The organism is Nesterenkonia sp. AN1, from assembly GCF_000582475.1.
Taxonomy (GTDB): domain Bacteria; phylum Actinomycetota; class Actinomycetes; order Actinomycetales; family Micrococcaceae; genus Nesterenkonia; species Nesterenkonia aurantiaca.
On sequence record NZ_JEMO01000019.1, the window covers coordinates 216994 to 238632 of the forward strand.

Sequence of the window (21639 nt, forward strand, 5' to 3'; positions counted from 1 at the left end):
TTGTTCTCAGCGTGATTCGCCACGGGATGCTCCTGCAGATGGGATCGAGAGTGGTTCGTCGGAGGCCTGTTCCACGCGCTGGATCAGCGCGTCGATGGTCTCCTGAAAGGTCAGGTCCGAGGAGTCCAGCACGGCGACGCCGTCGGCTGCCTCGGTGAAGTTCGACGCGGTGGAGTCGCGGGCGTCGCGGGCGATCACCTGGCGGTGCAGCGCCTCGGCGGTCTCAGTGCCGCCCAGCTGCAGGCCACGGCGGCGCAGCCGGGCCTCCGCGGAGGCGGTGAGCAGCACGCGCACCTGCGCGTCAGGGGCCACCACAGTGGTGATGTCGCGACCCTCGGCCACGATGAAGCCGGAGTCGTCGATGATCCGGCGCTGAGCGGCGATCAGCAGCGCACGGGCCGGGCGGTTGGTCGCGATCTCAGAGACCCGCTCGGAGATCCGGGTCTCGCGGATCGCCGCGGTGACATCGCTCTGCCCGACGGTGATGGTCTGGTGATCGGGGTCGGTGGAGATGGTCAGCGGCAGCTCCCCCACGGCCACAGCCACCGCCCGCTCGTCGGCCAGGTCTATCCCTTGGGCCAGGCAGTACCAGGTGGCGGCGCGGTACATCGCTCCGGTGTCCAGGTAGGCCGCGCCGAGCCGGCCGGCCACCGCACGGCAGACGCTGGACTTCCCGGACCCCGAGGGTCCGTCCACTGCAATGATCAGGCGCTGTCTTTGACTCACGAGAGCACTACCTTCCATCCAAATTCCGTCATGGCTTCGGCGAGCTCATCACGCCGTCCAGGCAGCACGGAGAGCTCCACCATGCCGACCTGGTGGCCGGCGGAGTGCTCCATGCGGAGGTCTTCGACGTTGACCCCGACGGTGGCCACGTCATTGAGCACCGCGGCGATCTGTCCGGGCTTGTCGTCCACGATCACGGTGAGCACCGTGAAGGACTGCGGTGGGGCGCCGTGCTTGCCGGGCACCCGGGTGACTCCGGAGTTGCCCTCGGCGATCAGCTGGGCGATGTCGGCCTGCCCGCCCGGAGCGCGCGGGGCCTCCAGGGTGCTGATCAGTCGTTCCATGTCGGCGCGGAGTCCGTAGAGGATCTCCACCACCGGACGGGCGTTGGAGGAGAGGATCTGCACCCACAGCCCTGGGTCGGAGGCCGCGATCCGGGTGACGTCGCGCAGCCCGTTGCCGGCCAGCGCGAGCGCCGAGACCGGTGCGTCCTGCAGCCGGGAGGCCACCAGGGAGGCAGCGATCTGCGGCAGGTGTGAGATCAGCGCCACGGATTCGTCGTGCCGGGCAGGGTCCATCTGGTGCACCGTGGCGCCGAGCCGGCGTCCCACCTCGCCGGCCCATTTCACGGCCTCGGGGGCAGAGAGCTGGTCTCCGGTGACCGGGTCCACCGCGGGGCAGATCACCCAGGGCATCGAGGTGAAGAGCTCACCGCGCGCGGCTACAGGCCCGGACTTCTCCCGGCCCGCCATCGGGTGGGTGCCCACATAGCGACCCAGATCAGCCCGGGTCAGCGCGGAGGCTTCGTCCTGCGTGCGGTGCAGCAGCAGGCTGAGGATCTCGGACTTGGTGGAGGCGATGTCGAGCACGACGGCGTCGGGGAACCGGATCAGCGCGGCCGCGACCTCCGCAGCGGTGGCCTCCGGGGGTGCGGCGACGATGACGATCTCCGGGTCGCTCCCCTCAGGGGCCTGCTCCAGGATGATGCCGGCGCCGATGTCGGCGGCGATGGCCTGTGCGGTGGCAGAGGGGTCCGAGAGCAGCACCTGGTGCCCGTCGGCGCGCAGGCCGAGCCCGATGCTGGTGCCGAGCAGCCCGGTGCCGCGGATCAGCACGGTCGGGGTCTGACGCACGCTGTCCGGTGTGGCGGTGAGCAGGTTCATCGCGGGCCGTCCCCGGTGTCGGGTGTGTCTGCGTCGCTGCCGCCGCTTTCGCCGGCCTGGCTGCCGGATGAGTCGCTGCTGCTGGAGTCGCTGCCGCTAGTGTCTGCGCCGCTGCCGCTGGCGTCACTGCCGGTGGCGTCGCGGCTGGTCAGCTCGAGCAGGTGGCCGAGCTCGAGCCGGCCCAGCGGGCGCACGGTGCCCTGCTGCTGGTTGCCGATGGTGATCTCGCCCAGCGCGGTGCGCACCAGGCGCAGCACCGGGTGTCCGACGTGATCGAAGATCCGGCGCACGATCCGGTTGCGTCCAGAGTGCAGGGTCACCTGGATCATGGTGCGGCGGCCGTCGCTGCCCAGCTGCCGGTAGTCGTCCACCGCAATGGGCCCGTCCTCCAGCTCGATCCCGGCGCGCAGCTTCTTGCCGACCTCTTTGTACACCGGTCCGGCGACCTCGACCACGTAGGTCTTGGGCACCTCGTAGGAGGGGTGGGTGAGCTTATTGGCCAGCTCGCCGTCGTTGGTCAGCAGCAGCAGGCCCTCGGTCTCGGCGTCGAGGCGGCCGACGTGGAAGAGCCGGGCGGCCTGCATCTCCTCGGTGAGGTAGTCATTGATGCAGGGGCGACCGTGCGGGTCGGACATGGTGGTGACCACGCCGGTGGGCTTGTTGAACATCACGTACTGGTGTTCCACGCTGAGCTGGATCCGCACGCCGTCAACATGGATGGTCACGTTCTCGGGCCGCACGCGGATGCCGGGTTCGATGATGACCTTGCCGTCCACCGCGACCCGGCCCTCGGAGATCAAGGCCTCGCAGACCCGCCGGGAGGCGACGCCGGCCTGGGCCAGGACCTTCTGCAGCCGGACGCCTTCGGGGTCATGGACCGCGGTGAAGTTCTCCTCGGCCTCGTCTCGGCGGGGCTTGGCCCGGCTGGGACCGGTGGAGATCATCCGCTGCGGGTCCTCGGAGGAGAACGGTCCCCCGGACTGACCGGCCTTCGGGGTGCGGGCTGCCGTGGCAGCGCGTGGCTCCCGCCGCTGCGCCTCGCGCGCGCGGCGGTCTGGGCCCGAAGAATTCATGGTCTCCATTCTATGGGGAGTGTCCAATCGGTTCGGCCACTCAGCCTTGCGGGCCCAGCTCCTCGGCGGCTTCGATGCCGGGCAGGTGTGGGGAGAGCTGGGGAAGCTCCTGCACGGAGTTGATCCCGAGCCGTTCCAGCAGGTCCGCGGTGGTGACATACAGGGTGGCTCCGGTGAGCGGATCGGTCCCGGCGGTGTCCACCAGGCCGCGGGTGACCAGGGTGCGCACCACCCCGTCGACGTTGACCCCGCGGATCGCTGCGACCTGGGAGCGGGCCACCGGCTGCCGGTAGGCGATCACGGCCAGGGTCTCGAGTGCGGCCTGGGAGAGCCGGGTGGTGGCTCCGCCGAGGACGAAGGCGGAGACCTGCTCGGCGTGCTCGGCGCGGGAGTAGTAGCGGTATCCCCCGGCGATCTCGCGCAGCTCATAGCCGCGGCGCCGGGAGCCCTCGCTGATCCCGTCGAGGTCCAGGCGCAGCGCATCGAGCACCGCGACGACCTGGTGTTCGGGGATCTCGAGCACCTGGGCCAGCTCCACGGCGGTGACCGGCTCCTCGGTGATCATCAGCACCGCCTCCGCGGCGGCGAGCAGGTCCTCGCTGATCGGCTCAGCCATGATCGGCATCCTCCGTCTCAGGGGCTGGTCTCGGGGACTGCCCGGACTCCGGCTCCGCCCATTCCGCGGCCGCCCGGTCCAGCGCCGCGATCTCACCGCTGGCGGGCCCGGACCACAGGACGCGCAGCTCGCCCAGCGGCGCGTCCTGTTCGAACTCGACGTCGCGGTCCCGGTAGAGCTCCAGCAGCCCCAGGAACCGCACGACGACGACGAGCCGGCTCTCGGACTCGCGGATCAGCTCGGTGAAGCTGGCCGCGCCGGCCTCACGCAGCAGCGCAGTCATCACCGCCATCTCGGCCCGGATGTCCACCGTGTGGGAGTGCAGATGCTCGAACCGGATATGGTCCGGCTCCATGGCCGGACGGGCGAAGGCGCGCTCGGCGATGGTCTTCAGGTCCTCCGGGGTGGTCTTGAAGACCAGTTCCGGGAGCAGCTGGGCCAGCTCGGGGTGGGTCCCGGGCTGGCGCGGGAGGCGGTCCGAGTGCGCCTGGATCTGCTCGGCGATGTGTCCGGCGATGTGTTTGACGCCCGGTATTGCAGCAGGCGGGCGAAGAGCAGGTCGCGGGCCTCCAGGGCGGCGACATCCTCCTGGGACTCGACCTCTCCGCCGGGCAGCAGCTGCGCCGCCTTGAGGTCCAGCAGCGTGGCGGCGATCAGGATGAAGTTCGAGGACTCATCCAGCGCCTGATGGTGTGAGAGTCCGCGCACATAGCCGATGAACTCGTCGGTCACCGCGGCGAGCGCCACCGCGGTGACGTCCATCTCGCGCTTGGCGATCAGGCCCAGCAGCAGGTCGAAGGGGCCGTCGAAGTTCGTCAGCGAGACGGTGAATCCGGTGGAATCGCGCCGGGAGTCGGTCCCGAGCTGCTCGAGGCCCCCGGCTGCGTCGGCATCTGGACGCGCCGCGGCGCCCGCTGCCGGCTGCGCCACTAGGGCGATCCACCTCGAAGGATCAGCTCTCGGGCCAGCTGCCGGTAGGCCTTGGCACCCTCATGCTTATGCGCGTAGGCGGTGATCGGCTCCGCGGCCACGGTGGCGTCGGGGAACTTCACCGAGCGTTTGATGACGGTCTCGAAGACCTTCTCGCCGAAGGCCTCGACGATCCTGGCGATGACCTCCCGGGCATGCAGGGTGCGCAGATCCACCATGGTGACCACCACGCCGTCGATCTCCAGGTCCGGGTTCAACCGGTCCTGGACCTTCTCGATGGTGTCCACCAGCAGCGCCACAGCGCGCAGCGCGAAGTACTCGGCCTCCAGCGGGATGACGACGCCGTGGGCGGCGGTCAGCGCGTTGACGGTGAGCAGACCCAGCGAGGGCTGGCAGTCGATGATGATGACGTCGTAGTCGTTGCGGACCTGGCGCAGCGCACGATCCAGGACCTGTTCGCGGGCCACCTCGTTGACCAGCTGCACCTCGGCGGCGGAGAGGTCGATGTTGGCCGGGAGCAGGTCGATGTTCTCCACGTGGGTGGACACGATCGCGTCGCGGGTCTTGACCTCGCGCTCCATGAGCACGTTGTAGACCGTGGTCTCGAGCTCATGCGGGCTGGTGCCGAAGCCGGCGGAGAGCGCGCCCTGCGGGTCGAAGTCCACCATCAGCACGCGGCGGCCGTATTCGGCCAGCGCCGCTCCCAGGTTGATCGCGGAGGTGGTCTTGCCGACTCCGCCCTTCTGGTTGACCATCGCGATGACGCGCGCGGGCCCGTGGCTGCTCAGCGGGTCGGGCTCGGCGAAGTCATGCTTCGGCCGGCCGGTGGGGCCCATGATCGCGTCGCCGTAGATGGTGAAGAGTTCGGTCGGCTGGTCGGCCTGCGACGCGTTGACCTCCCGGTCAGGCGTTTCGCCCATCCGGGCACCCGGCTCGCTCACGTGATCCCTCATCTTCCTCCTGCGGACAACAACTTATCCAGGTTACCCCGTGTCCTGAGCCAGGCAAGATGCGCGGGCGAAGTAGCACTCGAAGGTTCACCGCACGGCCGGTTCAGGCGCCGGTTCAGGCGTCGGATCAGGTGCCGGTTCAGGCGTCGGCGGAGGCGCTCAGGCCGCGCCGCCGCTGGAGCCGCGTCCGGCCAGCGGCACCCGCCAGCCCCGCTTGAGCGAGATCATCCGCAGCGTGAAGACCAGGCTGGAGACCACCAGTCCGGCCCAGATCAGCGGCAGCTCGTAGCTGAGCACGATCACCATCAGCCCGGCCCCGAACATGGCCGGCACCGCGTAGACCCCGCGCGGGTTGAAGATCTGCGGGGTCTCATTGGCCACCACGTCACGCATCGCCCCGCCGCCGACTGCGGTGGTCACCCCCAGCAGCACGCAGGCGATCTCGTTGAGCCCGGCGTTGAACGCGATGACCGTGCCGGTGAGGCAGAACAGCGAGAGGCCGACGGCGTCGAAGACCAGCAGCGTCCGGCGCAGCCGGGTCTCATGGAGCAGCCCGGTGAGCACCAGGATCACCGCGAGGAGCACCGGGGCCAGGTAGATCGGCTGCAGGAAGGCGGCCGGGGGTCCCTGGCCGATGATGATGTCTCGTGTGACCCCGCCGCCGAGTCCGGCCATGGAGGCCAGCAGCAGCGAACCCACGACGTCGAAGCCCTTGCGGGCGGCGAGCAGCGCCCCGGAGACCGCGAAGGCGAAGGTGCCCAGCAGCTCCACCGCCAACAGCGCCAGGTCCATCGCTCTCCCTCTGCGTCAGCCGGTGAGCAGCTGCGCGTGACACCTCCACGGCGCCCAGGCTGCGGAGACTCTCCCGGCGCGCGGTCACGCGCCGCCGACAAGCCTACCGTCGGGGCCGCAGCACCGGGATCAGATCATCGAGCACCGAGGCGTCCTCGATGGTGGAGGGCACCCGGGCCTGCTCGCCGTCGGCGATCTGTCGCATGGTCTTGCGCAGGATCTTGCCTGAGCGGGTCTTCGGCAGCGCGGCGACCACCGCGACCGTCTTGAAATCGGCCACCGGACCGATGTCCCGGCGCACCAGGGCGGTCAGCTCGGCCTGCAGCATCTTCGGATCGTCGGTGCGTCCGGACTTGAGCACTACGAAGCCTGAGGCGCGCTGGCCCTTGAGCTCGTCCTGCAGCCCGATCACCGCGCATTCGGCGACCGCCGGGTGGGAGGCGACCACGGCTTCTATTGATCCGGCTGAGAGCCGGTGGCCGGCCACGTTGATCACGTCATCGGTGCGCCCCATCACGAAGAGGTAGCCGTCAGGATCCAGGTAGCCGGAGTCCCCGGTGGCGTAGAACCCGGGGAACGCCGCGAGGTAGGAGTCGATGTAGCGCTGGTCATCACCCCAGAGCGTGGGCAGGGTGCCCGGGGGCATCGGCAGTCGCAGCGCGATGTTGCCCTCCTCCCCCGGCGGCAGCTCCTCCCCGGTGGCGTCGAGGATCACCACGTCGTAGCCGGCCATCGGCAGGGTGGCCGAGCCCTCCTTGACCGCGAGCGCCTCGATCCCCACCGGGTTGGCCGCGATCGGCCAGCCGGTCTCGGTCTGCCACCAGTTGTCGATCACCGGGACCCTCAGGGCCTCGGTGATCCAGCGCTGGGTGACCGGGTCCAGCCGTTCTCCGGCGGCGTAGAGGTGCCGCAGCGAGGAGATGTCGTAGTCGGCGACCAGCGCCGCTTCCGGGTCGATCTTGCGGATCGCGCGCAGCGCCGTGGGCGCGGTGAACAGCGCGGTGATTCGGTGCTGCTGAATCATCCGCCAGAACGCGCCGGCGTCCGGGGTGCCCACGGGTTTGCCCTCGTAGAGCACCGTGGTCGCCCCGACCAGCAGCGGTCCGTAGACGATGAAGGAATGCCCGACCACCCAGCCGACGTCGGAGGCGGTGAACATGGTCTCCCCCGGGCCGACGTCGTAGATCGCCTGCATCGACCAGCTCAGCGCGACGGCGGTGCCACCCTGGTCCCGGACCACGCCCTTGGGTCGACCGGTGGTCCCGGAGGTGTAGAGGACGTAGAGCGGGTCGGTGGCGCGCACCGTGACGGGGGCGGCGGGCTGCGCCTGGGCGGAGCGCGCGGCCCAGTCGTGCCATGCCGCGGCACGGTCCGCGCTCGCCGCGCTCCCCTGGTCTGAAGCGGAATCTGCGGAATCTGCGGTGAACTCCTGCAGGCCGTGGACGAAGCCCTCGCGCTCCTGGACCACCACGTGGCGGACCTGGTGCGTGGCCAGGCGCAGCGCCTCGGCCACGGTGGGCAGGTATTCGACCTTCCGGGTGGGCTCGATGCCTCCGGTGGCCGTGAGCAGGACGTCCGGCGAGGCGTCGTCGATGCGGGAGGCGAGCTCCTTGGCGGCGAACCCGCCGAAGACCACCGAGTGCACCGCGCCGATCCGCGCGCAGGCGAGCATCGCGATGGGGGCCTGCGGGATCATCGGCAGATAGATGATGACCCGGTCCCCGGCGCCCACGCCGAGCTCGGTGAGCATCCCGGCGCACTGCGCCACCTCCGCGGTGAGCTCGGCATAGCTGTAGCTGTGCACGGTCCCGGTCACGGCGGAGTCATAGATCAGCGCGGCCTGGTCTCCGCGTCCGGCCTCGACGTGGCGGTCCAGGCAGTTGTAGCTCAGATTCAGCCTCGCGTCGGGGAACCAGCGATAGATCGGTGCCGCAGAGTCATCCAGGGCGCGCTCCGGGGCGCGGTCCCAGTCGATCTGGGCGGCGGCGTCGAGCCAGAACTCCTCGCGCTCGGCCAACGATCGGGCGTGCAGCTCGCGATAGGACGGACCGGTCATGGGAATGCTCCTGCTCATCGACGGGGAGGCGTGACACCTTCCAGGGTATGACCTGCCTCACAGAAGGTAAAGGCCCATGTATACAAATCTCCGGTGTTCATCGAATTTTCACCCGGAACACTGTCTGGAGTCCGTGTCGATGTATACAATCAAGTCATGCGTGCCAGCGACCGTGCCTACGACACCTTGCGGCAGGAGATCCTCGACGGGGTGCTGACCCCGGGGACCCTGCTCGGCGAGGTCGAGCAGGCGGAGCGGCTCGGCCTCTCCCGCACCCCGCTGCGTGAGGCGTTGTCCCGGCTGATCGCCGACGGCCTCGCCGGCCAGACCCGAGGGCGGGGCACGGTGGTCAGCTCGATCTCGGCGGCAGACGTGGATCTGCTCTTCGAGCTCCGGCTTCCGCTGGAGGTCCAGTCGGCGCGGCTCGCGGCAGAACGTGGAGACCCGGTTCGGTTCACTGCGCTCGCGGAGCGCTTCACCGCGGCGGAGCAGACGCTTCGCGCGCGTCAGCGCGAGCGGGATCCGGCCCAGGCCGACGAGCACTACTACGCGCTCACCGAGGAGCTCGACGAGGCGGTCTCCGAGGCGGTGGCCAATCCCTATCTGAGTCTGGCTCTGCGCAGCATGCGCGCCCACCTGGTCCGGGCCCGACGGCTCTCTCAGCACGCGCCCGAACGACTGGCGGCCTCGGCCCGGGAGCACCGCGAGGTGTGCACCGCCATCGCCTCCGGAGACCCCGACACCGCGGGCGCCGCGATGCTGATCCATCTGCGCCGCAGCCTCGCCTACATCACGGCCCAGCACAAGAGAATCCAGCCCGAGAGAATTCAACCCGAGACCGCCCAGCACGCCACGGCACAACACAGCAGCAACGACGCCTGACTCCGAATCGAGAGGAACCACCAGCATGATCACGCATAACGTACGGGTCTACCGCAGTGACGAGAACCTTCCCCGGCAGGACCAGCTCGCCTGGAAGATCGCCCAGGTCGCCGTCGACCCGGTGGAGGTGGATGCGGAGGTCACCGAGATGGTGATCAACCGGATCATCGACAACGCGTCGGTGGCGGTGGCCTCGCTGAATCGGGCCCCGATCGTCGCCGCGCGCGCTCAGGCGCTGGACCATTCGGTCTCCGCCAACGGTTCCGGCGCCTCGATCTTCGGCATCGAGACGAAGACCAGCCCCGAGTGGGCCGCCTGGGCCAATGGTGTCGCCGTGCGCGAGCTGGATTATCACGACACCTTCCTGGCCGCCGAGTACTCCCACCCAGGGGACAACATTCCGGCCTTGCTGGCCGCGGCCCAGCACACCGGAGCCTCCGGACCGGAGCTGATCCGTGGCATCGCCACCGGTTACGAGATCCAGGTGGACCTGGTCAAGGCGATCTCGCTGCACAAGCACAAGATCGACCACGTGGCGCACCTCGGACCCTCCGCCGCGGCCGGCATCGGCACCCTGCTCGATCTCGACGCCGAGACGATCTTCCAGGCTGTGGGCCAGGCGCTGCACACCACCACCGCGACCCGGCAGTCCCGCAAGGGCGAGATCTCCACCTGGAAGGCCCACGCCCCGGCCTTCGCCGCGAAGATGGCCGTGGAATCCGTGGATCGCGCGATGCGCGGGCAGACCTCCCCGGTGCCGATCTATGAGGGCGAGGACGGGGTCATCGCCTGGCTGCTCGACGGGCCGGACGCCTCCTACGAGGTGCCGCTGCCAGAGCGCGGGGAGTCCAAGCGGGCGATCCTGGACACCTATACCAAGGAGCACTCCGCGGAGTACCAGGCGCAGGCCTGGATCGATCTGGCTCGCCGGCTGCATCACGCCCACCCGCAGGTCACCGACCCTGCGCAGGTGGACTCGGTGCTGATCCGCACCAGCCATCACACCCACTACGTGATCGGCTCCGGGGCGAACGACCCGCAGAAGTACGATCCCACCGCCTCCCGCGAGACGCTGGATCACTCCATCCCGTATATCTTCACCGTGGCGCTGCAGGACGGCGCCTGGCATCACGTGGACTCCTACACCCCGGAGCGCGCGCAGCGCGAGGACACCGTCGCGCTCTGGCACAAGGTCACCACCGAGGAGGACCCGGAATGGACCCGGCGGTACCACTCCACCGATATCGCAGAGAAGGCCTTCGGCGGGTCCGTGGAGATCCGACTGCACACCGGCGAGGTGATCACCGATGAGATCGCCGTGGCCGACGCCCACCCGCTGGGCGCGAGGCCCTTCGCTCGGGAGCAGTACATCGCGAAGTTCCGCAGCCTGGCGGAGGGTGTGATCGCCGAGGCGGAGATCGAGCGCTTCCTCGGCGCGGCCGAGGGTCTGGAGACGATCCCGGCCGGTCAGCTCGATCAGCTCAACATCTTCGCGGCCACCGGGGTCATCGACCCCTCCGCCTCACCGAAGGGACTGTTCTAGGCCATGCTGTATTCCACCATCACCCCCGCGCAGAAGCGGCTTGATCTGCGCGCCATGCTCACCCCCGGCGCGGCGCGTCAGTTCCCGGGCACCTTCACCCCGCTCTCGGCCCCGCTGATCGAGCAGAAGGGCTTCGACGGGATCTACATCTCCGGCGCGGTCCTGGCCAACGAGCTGGGCCTGCCCGATATCGGGCTGACCACGCTGAGCGAGGTCGCCCAGCGGGCCGGGCAGATCGCCCGGGCCACCAATCTGCCGGCCCTGGTCGACGCCGACACCGGATTCGGGGAACCGATGAACGTGGCACGCTCGGTCCAGGAGCTCGAGGACGCCGGACTCGCGGGCTGTCATATCGAGGACCAGTTCAACCCCAAGCGCTGCGGACACCTGGACGGGAAGAACCTGGTGGACCTGCAGACCGCCACGAAGCGGGTGGCTGCGGCCGCCCGCGGACGGCGTGATGAGAACTTCCTGATCATGGCGCGCACCGACCTGCGCGCCGTCGAAGGTCTCGACGCCGCGATCGAGCGGGCCAAGGCCCTGGTCGACGCCGGGGCGGACGCGATCTTCCCGGAGGCGATGAAGGACCTCAGCGAGTTCGCCGCGGTCTGCGCTGCGGTGGACGTCCCGGTGCTCGCGAACATGACCGAGTTCGGGAAGTCCCCGCTGTTCACCCGCGATCAGCTCGCCGAGACCGGGGTCGCCATGGTGATCTATCCGGTGACCTCGCTGCGCTCGGCGATGGGCGCGATCGAACGCACGCTGGACACCCTGGCCGCTGAAGGTTCCCAGGAGGCCGCAGTGGATCAGATGATGACCCGAGCACGGCTCTACGATCTGGTCGACTACGAGGGATACAACGCCTTCGATACCGGGATCTTCAATTTCGACGTCCCTGACGTGCACGAGCTGAACACCTAGAGACCCCGCAATGACCCAAGGAGGTCACGCATGACCGAGCAGATCTATAAGGGACTGGCTGGTGTGGTCGCAGATCACACCGCCGTCTCAAAGGTGAACCCCGAATCGAACTCGCTGCTCTACCGGGGCTACCCGGTGCAGGAGCTGGCCGCAGCGCTCTCCTTCGAAGAGGTGGCGCTGCTGCTCTGGAACGGCGAGCTGCCCAGCGCGGCCGAGAAGCAGGAGTTCCGCGACTTCGAGCGCTCCCACCGCGCGCTGGACCCCCGGGTCCGCTCCGCGATCGACCTGCTGCCCCTGGACTGCCACCCGATGGATGTCGGGCGCACGGCGGTCTCGGTGCTCGGCGCGAACCACCCGCTCTCGGAGGACTCCTCACCCGAGGCAGAGCTGACCAAGGCCAAGGAGCTCTTCGCCGCGTTCCCCGCCGTGGTCGCCTATGACCAGCGCCGCCGTCGGGGTCTGGAGCTGGTCGAGCCGCGCCAGGATCTGGACTATTCGCAGAACTTCCTCTGGATGACCTTCGGCGAGGAGGCCCCCGAGGAGGTGGTCGACGCCTTCCGCGTCTCGATGGTGCTCTACGCCGAGCACTCCTTCAATGCCTCGACCTTCACCGCACGGGTGGTGACCTCCACCCTGGCGGATCTGCACTCGGCGGTCACCGCGGCGATCGGTGCGCTCAAGGGCCCGCTGCACGGCGGTGCCAACGAGGCGGTGATGCATACCTTCGAGGAGATCGGCATCGACCCGGCCGAGACCCGCGAGGATGCTGCGGCCCGGGCCAAAGCCTGGATGGAGCAGGCCCTGACCGAGAAGCGCAAGGTGATGGGCTTCGGCCACCGGGTCTACAAGTCCGGGGACTCCCGGGTGCCGACCATGAAGCAGGCGCTGGACGCGATGGTGGAGTACTACGGCCGCGGCGAGCTGATGGGCCTCTACGACGGGCTCGAAGCCGCGATGGGCGAGGCCAAGAACATCCTGCCCAACCTGGACTACCCCACCGGGCCGACCTATCACCTGATGGGATTCGACACCGAGATGTTCACCCCGCTGTTCATCGCTGCGCGGATCACCGGTTGGACGGCGCATATCGCGGAGCAGCGCGCGAACAACGCGCTGATCCGCCCGCTGAGCGCCTATAACGGGCCGGACGAGCGCCACCTCTGAGGCATCACCTCGAGGAACCACCATCCTGGGGCGATAACGGGTGGAATGGCGCACGCAGCAGGCGTCATTCCACCCGTTAGCGACCCATAGACGCGGGTTGGCTCATAAACGCGGGTGGGCCCGGGAATGCGCCTCGGTGGGCGCGCGTCTAGCGGGCGCGCGGGTGGGCGGTGGCGTAGCTCTCCTGCAGCGCCTCGGCGGTGACCTTCGTGTAGATCTGCGTGGTGGTCACCGAGGCGTGGCCCAGCATCTCCTGGACCAGTCGGATCCCGGCGCCGCCTTCGAGCAGGTGGGTCGCGCAGGAGTGGCGCAGCGTGTGCGGGGAGACCTCCTGGGTGATCTCTGCGGCGGCGGCGTGGTTCTGCAGCACGGTCCAGGCCGACTGCCGGGAGAGTCTGCCGCCGAGCTTGTTCAGGAACAGCCCGGGCGACGGCGCGCGGCGTCCGATCCGCGCGGCCAGGCCCGGCCGGCCAGCGGTGAGATAGTCGTTGATCGCCTGCTGGGCATAGCGCCCCACCGGCACCATCCGCTGCTTATCGCCCTTGCCGGTCACCCGCACGATCACCAGCCCGTCCGTCCCGCCCGGCTCTGCTGACGAGCCCGGCCCTGCTGACGAGCCCGGCTCGGCTGAAGAGCCCGGCGTCGTCGGGGCGCCGCCAGCACCGACCGGAGCGGCGCGGATCTCGTGGATGTCATCGACGTCCAGGCTCACCGCCTCGGTGATCCGCGCGCCGGTGGCGTAGAGGAACTCCAGCAGCGCCCGATCGCGGCGGCCCAGCTCGGTGTCCCGGCTGGGCGCGTCGAGCAGTCGGGTGACCTCGTCCACGCTGAGCGCCTTGGGCAGGGACTGGCGCGGCTTGGGTGCGGCGACATGTTTGGCCGGGTCGTGGGTGGTCCGGCCCTCCCCGGCCCAATACCGGTGTGCTCCGCGCACCGAGGCCAGTACCCGGGCCATCGAGCGCTGGGACAGGGCCGAGCCGCCGTCGTCGCCGGTGCTCAGCCGCTGCAGGAAGTCCGCGATCAGCGTCTCGTCGATGGCGCGCAGCGCGGTGATCTCGCGCTCGAGAAGGAACGCCCCGTAGCGCAGCAGGTCGTTGCGGTAGGAGCTCAGCGTGTTCGCCGCGGAGCCGCGCTCGATCCTGAGGTGGGTGAGGTAGTCCTCGATCTCGGCCCCCACAGACGAGGACGCACCTCCGCGCGTCGCTGGAGGTGCCGTTCCCGTGCATGATCAGGAGCGGCGGAACCGTCCTGGTCGGCCATGGTGTTAGCCGCGTCCGCCCTGGGCGAGCTGCCGGTCCAGTCCCGCGCGGATCAGGCCGGCGAAGAGCGGGTGGGCGTTGGTCGGGCGGGACTTCAGCTCGGGGTGCGCCTGGGTGGAGACGTAGTACGGGTGCGTCTCCTTGGGCAGCTCCACGAACTCCACGAGCGTGCCGTCCGGGGAGGTGCCGGAGAAGACCAGCCCCGCCTCGGCGAGCTGCTCGCGGTAGGTGTTGTTGACCTCGTAGCGGTGCCGGTGCCGCTCGGTGATCTCGGTGCTGCCGTAGGTCTCGGCGACCACGGAGCCCTCGGTGAGCTTCGCCTCGTAGGAGCCCAGGCGCATGGTGCCGCCCAGGTCCCCGGCGCCCTCGACGATGGCCTCCTGCTCGGCCATGGTGGCGATCACCGGGTAGGCCGTCTGCGGATCGAACTCGGTGGAGCTCGCCTCGCTCAGGCCCAGCACATTGCGGGCGTATTCGATGACCATGGTCTGCAGACCCAGGCACAGGCCCAGCGCCGGGATGCCGTGGACTCGGGCATGGCGCAGCGCGCCGATCTTGCCGTCGAGTCCGCGCACGCCGAAGCCGCCGGGCACGCAGATCGCGTCCACGCCCTCCAGCGCCTTGGCCGCGCCCTCCTCGGAGGCGCACAGGTCAGAGGCGACCCAGCGGATCTTGGTCTTGGTGCTGTGCGCGAAGCCGCCGGCGCGCAGCGCCTCGGTGACCGAGAGGTAGGCATCGGGCAGGTCGATGTACTTGCCGACCAGCGCCACCTCGATCTCGTGGTCCGGGTTGTGCACCACGTTAAGCAGCTTGGACCACTTGGACCAGTCCACGTCCTTGAACTTCAGGTCCAGCGCCTGGACCACGTAGGCGTCCATCGCCTGGCGGTGCAGGATCCGCGGGATGTCGTAGATGCTCGGGGCGTCGGCGCAGTTGATGACCGCGTCCTCTGCCACGTCGCACATCCGCGAGATCTTGCCGCGGATCTCTGCGGGCAGCTCGCGGTCGCTGCGCAGCACGATCCCGTCGGGCTGGATGCCGATCGAGCGCAGCGCGGCCACCGAGTGCTGGGTGGGCTTGGTCTTGAGCTCCTGGCTGGGGCCGATGTAGGGCACCAGGGAGACATGGAGGAAGAAGACGTTCTGCCGGCCGATGTCTTGGCGGACCTGGCGGGCGGCTTCGAGGAACGGCTGGGACTCGATGTCCCCGACGGTGCCGCCGATCTCGGTGATGATCACATCCGGGGCGTCCTTGCCCTCGGCGGGCAGCCGCATCCGGCGCTTGATCTCGTCGGTGATGTGCGGGATGACCTGCACGGTGTCGCCGAGATAGTCGCCGCGGCGTTCCTTCTCGATGACCGTGGAGTAGATCTGACCGGTGGTCACGTTGTTGAGCCCGTCGAGATTCTCATCGAGGAAACGCTCGTAGTGTCCGATGTCCAGGTCCGTCTCGGCGCCGTCTTCGGTGACGAAGACCTCGCCGTGCTGGAACGGGTTCATCGTGCCGGGATCCACATTGAGATAGGGATCGAGCTTCTGCATGACCACGGAGAGGCCACGGGCCCGGAGCAGATGCCCCAGGGAGGAGGCGGTCAGACCCTTGCCGAGGGAGGAGACCACACCTCCTGTGACAAAGATCTGTCGACTAGTAGGGAGGCTGGTCTGGTTCCTGGAACTGTTTCTCTGCACCACGGAGTTCGATCCTAACAGTGAACGGGAGCTGGATGTAGTGCCACGGACGTGAGCTAGGGCGCAGCGGCTGCGCTGATCAGCTCCCGGGCGTGGGCGCGGGCCGATTCGGAGTCTTCCTGTCCGGCCAGCATCCGGGCCAGTTCGCTGACCCGCTGCTCCTCGTCCAGGGCGGTGACGTCGGAGGCGGTGAAGCCGCCGGAGGCTGAATCATCGCGCACCGAGGCTTTGAACACCCGGATGTGGTTCTGCGCGTAGGCCGCGACCTGGGGCAGGTGGGTGACCACGATGACCTGGCGGTGCTTGGCGAGCATCGCGAGCCGGCGTCCGATCTGCACGGCCGCCTTGCCGCCCACCCCGGCGTCGACCTCGTCGAAGATGAAGGTCTCGGTCTCGGAGCCCTCGGCGAGGACCACCTCCAGGGCCAACATCACCCGGGAGAGCTCACCTCCGGAGGCGCCCTTGCCCAGCGGCAGCGGATCGGCACCCGGGTGCGGGGCCAGGAGCATCGCGACGGTGTCGGCGCCCTCTGGTCCCAGCTCGGCGGTCTCGGTGACCTCCAGGACCATCCGCGCCCGCGGCATGGCCAGTGCCGCCAGCTCGTCACCGACGGCGGCTCCGAGCTGCGCTCCGGCCTCGGTCCGACGACGACGCAGCTCTTCGGCCTCGGTCCACAGCCGCGCCTGCAGCTCCTCGAGCTCGGCGCTGAGCTCTTCGATCCGGTCGGAGTCGGACTGCAGATTGTGCAGCCGGGCGCGGGCTTCCTGCGCCCAGACCAGCACGGCGTCGATGTCGGGTCCGTAGAGCCGGATCAGTCGTTCAAGGTCGGCTCTGCGCTGGTGGACCGCGGCGAGGCGCTCCGGTCCGGATTCATCCAGATGCGCGGCATAGATGCCCAGTTCGGAGGCGGCGTCGTTGAGCAGGCTGGAGACCGAGGAGATCTGCTCGGCGATCTCGCCGAGCTCCTGGTCCTGGTCCCGCACTGCGGCCAGGGCCGTGGCGGCGGATTCGACCAGTGCCACCGCGTGGGGGACGTCATCCAGCGCCTCGGCGGCATCGGGTCCGGAGAGGGCCAGCTGGGCGGAGCGGGCGGCCTCGCGCAGGCCCTCGACGTTCTCCAGCTTCAGCGACTCGGTCTTCAGCTCGTGATCCTCCCCGGGCAGCGGCTCCACGGCGTCGATCTGTTCCAGGGCGAGCTGGAGCTGCTCGGCCTCCCGGCGTCGTTCACGCTCGTTGGTGGTGATCTCCTCGAGCTCAGCGACCTTGACCTGGTAGCCGGTGAACTTCTGCTTGTACTGCGCGAGCGCGGCGGCGAACTCGACCCCGGCGTACCGGTCCAGGGCGCGGCGCTGGGCGGTGGTGGAGCGCAGCCGCAGCTGGTCGCTCTGCCCGTGCACGGTGACCAGGGAGCTGCCGATCTCTCCGAGCAGCGCGATGGGCACGTTGCGTCCGCTCACGCTGGCGCGGCTGCGGCCCTTGGCGCTGAGCGTGCGCCCGAGCAGGATCTCGACCTCCCCCGGCTGGTCTGCGGAGGCTGGATCGGCCGCGTCTGGTTGGTCTGCGGAGGCTGGATCGGCCGCGTCTGGTTGGTCTGCGGAGGCCGGATCCTCCGCGTCTGCAGGATCTGTGTTGCCGGCTGTGCCTGCGGCCTCGGCTGCACCTGCGCCGTCGGCTGTCTGGTCGGCCTGTGCCGTGTCTTCGGGGGTCTGCAGCCAGGCGCCGGCCTCGCGGGCGAGTCCCACGCAGCGGTGTCTGGCCGGCACGGTGAGCCCGGCGTCCACCACGGCCTGGGGGGCGCCGGATCGGATGGCGGCGGCCTCGGCGCGAGCACCGAGCAGCAGTCCCAGCGCGGTGACCACCATGGTCTTGCCGGCGCTGTCTCACCGGTGACCACGTTGAGCCCGGCGTTGAGTGGGAGCTCGGCGTGTTCGATCACGCCGAGGTCGCGGATGGTGACGTAGTCGATCACCGCTTCGCCACCTCTCCGCGGTGGAACGCGTCGGGGGTCTCGACCTGGTTGGCCGGGTCCACGGGTCCGCGCCAGCCGCTGGTGGGCAGGTTGAACTTGTCGACGAGCCGTTCGGAGAAGGGCGTCTGGTGCACCCTGGCCAGCAGCACCGGTTCGGCGGAGCGGGTGACCTCCACCCGGGAGCCCGGGGGCAGCTCCATGAAGCGGCGGCCGTCGCACCAGAGCACGCCTTGTTCGTCCTCGCGCTGCAGGACCTCAACGGCCATGATCGAATCGGGATCGGTCACCAGCGGGCGGGAGAACAGCGCGTGGGCGGAGATCGGCACCATCACCAGGGCCTGGACCTCGGGCCAGACCACCGGTCCTCCGGCGGAGAAGGCGTAGGCGGTGGAGCCGGTGGGGGTGGCCATGACCACCCCGTCGCAGCCGAATGCGGAGACGGGCCTGCCGTCGATCTCGATGATCAGGTCGATCATGCGTTCACGGGACTGCTTCTCGATGCTGGCCTCGTTCAGCGCCCAGCTGCTGCCCACGTGGCGTCCGGCGTGCCAGACCTGCACGTCCAGCGCCATCCGGCGCTCCACGGTGTAGTTCTGGTCCACCACCCACTGCACGGAGGCGTCGAGTTCGGTGCGTTCGGATTCAGCGAGGAAGCCGACGTGGCCGAGGTTGACGCCCATCAGCGGCAGTCCGGCTCCGCGGACCAGGTCTGCGGCGCGCAGGATGGACCCGTCACCGCCGAGCACCATGCCGACCTCGCAGTCCGCCAGGGCCACCTCGCGTTCGGCCACTGCAAGCGACACTTCGCGCAGCCGGTCGCCGATGACATGGTTCAAGGAGGCGATGTCCCGCTCCATCATCACGGGGCGCAGTCCGGCGCTGTGCAACCGCTCGGCGACGGTGACCGCCGCCTCCACGGCATCGCGCCGACCCGTGTGAGCAAGCAGCAGGATCTCTCTGGTCATGGAGCCTCCTTCAGTCGAACTCGACCGAGCCCAGCCTATCGCTCCTGAGCCGCTGCGCCTCGGCGGGGGCGGGCCCCGCATGTTCGACCCGGCGCAGGTGCACGAAGAACTCGACGTTTCCGTCCTGTCCCGGCAGGCCGGAGCGGTGGATCTCGATCAGCTGCAGCTGTTGGGCCTGGGCCGCGGCGAGCACCCCTTCGACGGCCTCACGGCGCAGCAGCGGGCTCGAGACCACCCCGGTGCGGCCCAGCCGCTCGCGGCCGATCTCGAACTGCGGCTTCACCATGAGCAGCAGGTCCGCACCCTCGGCGGCCTGTCCGGCCAGGGCGGGAATCACCAGGCGCAGCGAGATGAAGGAGAGGTCCGCGACGATCAGCTCGAAGGGCTCCCCCAGGTCCGCCGGTTTGAGCCGGCGCAGGTTCAGGCCTTCGTGGTTCTGCACCCGGGGGTCTGCAACAAGCTGAGGGTGCAGCTGGTCGTGCCCGACGTCGACGGCGACCACCTCGCGGGCTCCGCGCTCGAGCAGCACCTGGGTGAAGCCGCCGGTGGAGGCCCCGGCGTCGAGACACCGGCGGTCCTGAACGTCGATCTCCGGGGAGGCGGTGAGGACGCCGTCGAGCTTATGCGCGGAGCGGCTGACCCAGGGGTCTTGGTGCGCGACCGCGATGGGCTGGTGGGCCCTCACGGGGGTGGAGGCCTTGTGGATGACGGCTCCGTCCACAGTGACCTGTCCCTGGGCGATCAGTGCTCCGGCGCGAGTGCGGCTGGGGACAAGTCCTCGGGCGACCATGGCCTTGTCCAGCCGGAGTGCATCGCTCATCAGCGGTCCTCCGCGGTCTGCTTGAGCCGCTGGTTCAGGTCCTGGCTCAGGGTCTCCGCCTGGGCAATCTCGGTCTCGAGCTCGTCGAGGCTCAGCGTGGGCTCCTCGGAGCGCTGCTGGTCCTGCTCCGGCTGGTGGTGCGGCGGCTGCTGGTGCGGCTCGGTCATGTCCCGGCGGGTTCCTGCAGCGCCCGGTGGGACCCGTCGAAGAGCTGCCGGAGCTCAGCCAGGATCCAGTCGGGCCGCATGGAGTCCTGGGCCTGCTCGGCCGCGGCCGCAGTGTCGATCCCGGTCAGGACCAGCGCGGTGTCGAAGCCGGCCCTGTTCCCGCCGAGCACGTCGGTGTCGAGCCGGTCTCCGATCACCAGGGGTCGCTGCATCTTCAGCGAGTCGGCCGCCTGGGTGAACATCACCGGTTCCGGTTTGCCGGCCGCGGTGGGAGTCTTTCCGGTGGCGCGTCCCACGGCCTCGACCAGAGCGCCGTTGCCTGGGGCGATCCCCCGCTCGCGGGGAATGCTGAGATCCAGGTTGGTGGCGAACCACTGGGCTCCGTTGTTCACTGCATAGGCGGCCTCCGCGAGGTCTGCCCAGCCAAGAGTGGGGTCAAAACCCTGGATGACTGCCGCAGGATGATCCGCCGCAGATTCGGCGATGCTGAACCCAGCGTCCTGAACCAGAGTGCGCAGGTACCGGCTGCCGGTGACCAGCACACTCGCGCCTGGATCCAGGGCCGCACTGAGCAGGGCGATCCCTGCGGGGGCAGACCCGAAGACCTCATGGGTCAGCGCAGGGATGCCCAGCTCGTTGAGATGGGTGGCGACCTGTTCGGCGGAGCGGGAGGCGTTGTTGGTGACGTATCCGCGAGGCACGCCCCGGCTCACCAGCTGTTCCACGGCGTGTGCAGCCCCGGGGATCGCGTGAGGTCCGGCGTAGAGAACTCCGTCGAGATCGAAGAGCACTCCGTCATAGGAGTCGAGGAGACTCGGGGTCATGCACGCCCTCCGCGCCGGCGGTCCTGGTCCCTGCCCTGATCGCGACCCTTGGAACGGCCCAGGACGTCCTTGACCTTGGGCAGATCGGCAGGCTCATCGTCGAAGTCGAGGATCTCGGGATCTTCGAATGCCCCGGAGCCCAGGGCTCGTTCTGCGGCGAAGGCCTGCTCGCGCCAGCGCTGGGCCTCCTCCTCCCGACCCACGGTCTCAAGGACCGCGGCGTAGGCGGTGAAGAGCCGGGGCGAGAAGCTGAAGGCCCGGTTGATGTCGAGCTCTGGGACCTCCAGCGCGGTCACGGCTGAGGCGTGGTCCCCCAGATCGGTGTACGCCCCGGAGACGACCATGGCCATCTCGGCGCGCACCGGGCCGGTCAGCGCGGCCACCTCCTCGGACTGGGAGAGCTCGATGGCCTTCTCGGGACGGCCGAGTCCGCGTTCGCAGTCGGCCAGGACCGGCAGGTGGGTCTGGTCGCCGCTGATCCGGCGGTAGGTGCGCAGCTCGCGCAGCGCCTCGGCGAAGTCCCCGGCGGCATAGGCAGTCAGACCTACGGCTTCGCGGACGATGCCGAGGCGTCCGCCGCGGCGGGAGGCGGCGAGTGCGTGCTGGAACGCGACCTCGGGGGCGATGTCGACCAGACGGCCGGCCATCACCAGGTGCTTGGCCACCCAGGGACGGTTCGTGTCGTCCAGGGTGCGCAGCTGCAACAGGGCCGCCCGGTCCAGCTCTTTGCCGGTGACATCCTCGTCGATCTCGGGAGAACGCGTGCGATCCTCGCTGTTGGACCGGCGGAGGTCGCGCGGGTTGCGCGGGGGCCTTGGGCGGTCGCCGTAGGACTCGTCATGCATAGGTTCTTGGTTCTCCTTGGATTACGTGCGCAGGGCCATCCCAGGATACCGCCTTCAGCGGCACCGGCGGCCTGGCGGCAGTTATGGGTGCGAAGCACGGATCGGGCACGATCAGACACGGAATTGAATGCGCCCTGAAACACAAAAAAGGCCGCACCGAAGAGCTCTCCGGGCGGCCGAATGAATGGACCACTGCGACGCATTGTTGCTGAGGAACGCTCGCATTGTTGAGCAGCACTAGGCCGATCGCCTCAGAACGATGACGCAGCCCTCGGCGCGACCAAAA

The 21639-nt window shown here is 69.2% G+C and carries 21 protein-coding genes; 4 read left to right on the top strand and 17 right to left on the bottom strand.

What is annotated here, in order from left to right; translation table 11 throughout:
* Positions 1 to 6 precede the first annotated feature (6 nt).
* The 9 genes from cmk to BG28_RS10800 all read right to left on the bottom strand — a co-directional run bounded on the left by cmk (position 7) and on the right by BG28_RS10800 (position 8306).
* A complete protein-coding gene (gene cmk / locus BG28_RS10765; RefSeq protein WP_051501322.1) occupies positions 7 to 744 on the bottom strand; it encodes a (d)CMP kinase in 738 nt (245 codons plus the stop codon).
* Complete coding sequence (locus BG28_RS10770) at positions 723 to 1889, bottom strand: prephenate dehydrogenase (RefSeq protein ID WP_051501323.1); 1167 nt, start codon at positions 1887 to 1889, stop codon at positions 723 to 725. The genes cmk and BG28_RS10770 overlap by 22 nt, the downstream gene beginning before the upstream one ends.
* On the bottom strand, positions 1886 to 2962 hold the full coding sequence (locus BG28_RS10775; protein WP_235181074.1) for a pseudouridine synthase: 1077 nt from the start codon (positions 2960 to 2962) through the stop codon (positions 1886 to 1888). Before BG28_RS10775 ends, BG28_RS10770 begins: the two co-directional genes overlap by 4 nt.
* A gap of 40 nt (positions 2963 to 3002) precedes the next feature.
* Positions 3003 to 3578 carry an SMC-Scp complex subunit ScpB gene (gene scpB, locus BG28_RS10780; protein WP_036476499.1) on the bottom strand — a complete coding sequence of 192 codons (576 nt, stop codon included), beginning with the start codon at positions 3576 to 3578 and terminating at the stop codon, positions 3003 to 3005.
* Positions 3571 to 4083 carry a segregation/condensation protein A gene (locus BG28_RS16300; RefSeq protein ID WP_369797227.1) on the bottom strand — a complete coding sequence of 171 codons (513 nt, stop codon included), beginning with the start codon at positions 4081 to 4083 and terminating at the stop codon, positions 3571 to 3573. Before BG28_RS16300 ends, scpB begins: the two co-directional genes overlap by 8 nt.
* The gene (locus BG28_RS16305; RefSeq protein WP_051501326.1) at positions 3969 to 4508 is read right to left on the bottom strand and encodes a ScpA family protein; all 540 of its coding nucleotides are present in this window, start codon (positions 4506 to 4508) and stop codon (positions 3969 to 3971) included. Before BG28_RS16305 ends, BG28_RS16300 begins: the two co-directional genes overlap by 115 nt.
* The gene (locus tag BG28_RS10790; RefSeq protein WP_235181081.1) at positions 4508 to 5344 is read right to left on the bottom strand and encodes a ParA family protein; all 837 of its coding nucleotides are present in this window, start codon (positions 5342 to 5344) and stop codon (positions 4508 to 4510) included. Before BG28_RS10790 ends, BG28_RS16305 begins: the two co-directional genes overlap by 1 nt.
* A 273-nt stretch (positions 5345 to 5617) precedes the next feature.
* Positions 5618 to 6250, bottom strand: coding sequence for a trimeric intracellular cation channel family protein (locus tag BG28_RS10795; protein ID WP_036476500.1), 633 nt, complete (start codon positions 6248 to 6250; stop codon positions 5618 to 5620).
* A gap of 103 nt (positions 6251 to 6353) precedes the next feature.
* Positions 6354 to 8306: an AMP-binding protein gene (locus tag BG28_RS10800; RefSeq protein ID WP_051501327.1), complete on the bottom strand. Its 1953-nt coding sequence runs from the start codon at positions 8304 to 8306 to the stop codon at positions 6354 to 6356.
* Positions 8307 to 8462: 156 nt separating this feature from the next.
* On the opposite strand from BG28_RS10800, the gene BG28_RS10805 reads away from it, so the two are divergent.
* Genes BG28_RS10805 through BG28_RS10820 form a run of 4 tightly spaced genes read left to right on the top strand, consistent with a single transcriptional unit; the run spans position 8463 to position 12816 of the window.
* The gene (locus tag BG28_RS10805) at positions 8463 to 9188 is read left to right on the top strand and encodes a GntR family transcriptional regulator (RefSeq protein WP_036476503.1); all 726 of its coding nucleotides are present in this window, start codon (positions 8463 to 8465) and stop codon (positions 9186 to 9188) included.
* Positions 9189 to 9213: 25 nt separating this feature from the next.
* The gene (locus tag BG28_RS10810) at positions 9214 to 10731 is read left to right on the top strand and encodes an MmgE/PrpD family protein (protein ID WP_036476505.1); all 1518 of its coding nucleotides are present in this window, start codon (positions 9214 to 9216) and stop codon (positions 10729 to 10731) included.
* Positions 10732 to 10734: 3 nt separating this feature from the next.
* A complete protein-coding gene (gene prpB / locus BG28_RS10815) occupies positions 10735 to 11652 on the top strand; it encodes a methylisocitrate lyase (protein ID WP_036476507.1) in 918 nt (305 codons plus the stop codon).
* Positions 11653 to 11682: 30 nt separating this feature from the next.
* Positions 11683 to 12816, top strand: coding sequence for a bifunctional 2-methylcitrate synthase/citrate synthase (locus BG28_RS10820; RefSeq protein ID WP_036476510.1), 1134 nt, complete (start codon positions 11683 to 11685; stop codon positions 12814 to 12816).
* A 148-nt stretch (positions 12817 to 12964) separates the two neighbouring features.
* Here BG28_RS10820 and BG28_RS10825 read toward each other — a convergent pair whose 3' ends face one another.
* The 8 genes from BG28_RS10825 to BG28_RS10855 form a co-directional block, all read right to left on the bottom strand.
* Positions 12965 to 13993, bottom strand: a complete 1029-nt coding sequence (locus tag BG28_RS10825; protein ID WP_036476512.1) for a site-specific tyrosine recombinase XerD — start codon at positions 13991 to 13993, stop codon at positions 12965 to 12967.
* Positions 13994 to 14080: 87 nt separating this feature from the next.
* A complete protein-coding gene (locus BG28_RS10830) occupies positions 14081 to 15784 on the bottom strand; it encodes a CTP synthase (RefSeq protein ID WP_036476514.1) in 1704 nt (567 codons plus the stop codon).
* Between the two features lie 35 nt (positions 15785 to 15819).
* On the bottom strand, positions 15820 to 17625 hold the full coding sequence (locus BG28_RS16310; RefSeq protein ID WP_084479657.1) for a DNA repair protein RecN: 1806 nt from the start codon (positions 17623 to 17625) through the stop codon (positions 15820 to 15822).
* A 103-nt stretch (positions 17626 to 17728) separates the two neighbouring features.
* Positions 17729 to 18697: an NAD kinase gene (locus BG28_RS10840; protein WP_084479658.1), complete on the bottom strand. Its 969-nt coding sequence runs from the start codon at positions 18695 to 18697 to the stop codon at positions 17729 to 17731.
* Between the two features lie 10 nt (positions 18698 to 18707).
* Positions 18708 to 19517: a TlyA family RNA methyltransferase gene (locus BG28_RS10845; protein ID WP_036476516.1), complete on the bottom strand. Its 810-nt coding sequence runs from the start codon at positions 19515 to 19517 to the stop codon at positions 18708 to 18710.
* Positions 19517 to 19684 (bottom strand): hypothetical protein, encoded by a 168-nt coding sequence (locus tag BG28_RS15705; RefSeq protein WP_161634831.1) that lies wholly within the window; start codon positions 19682 to 19684, stop codon positions 19517 to 19519. Before BG28_RS15705 ends, BG28_RS10845 begins: the two co-directional genes overlap by 1 nt.
* The gene (locus BG28_RS10850; RefSeq protein ID WP_051501328.1) at positions 19681 to 20508 is read right to left on the bottom strand and encodes an HAD-IIA family hydrolase; all 828 of its coding nucleotides are present in this window, start codon (positions 20506 to 20508) and stop codon (positions 19681 to 19683) included. The genes BG28_RS15705 and BG28_RS10850 overlap by 4 nt, the downstream gene beginning before the upstream one ends.
* Positions 20505 to 21353 carry a hypothetical protein gene (locus BG28_RS10855; protein ID WP_200869326.1) on the bottom strand — a complete coding sequence of 283 codons (849 nt, stop codon included), beginning with the start codon at positions 21351 to 21353 and terminating at the stop codon, positions 20505 to 20507. Before BG28_RS10855 ends, BG28_RS10850 begins: the two co-directional genes overlap by 4 nt.
* Positions 21354 to 21639: the final 286 nt, after the last annotated feature.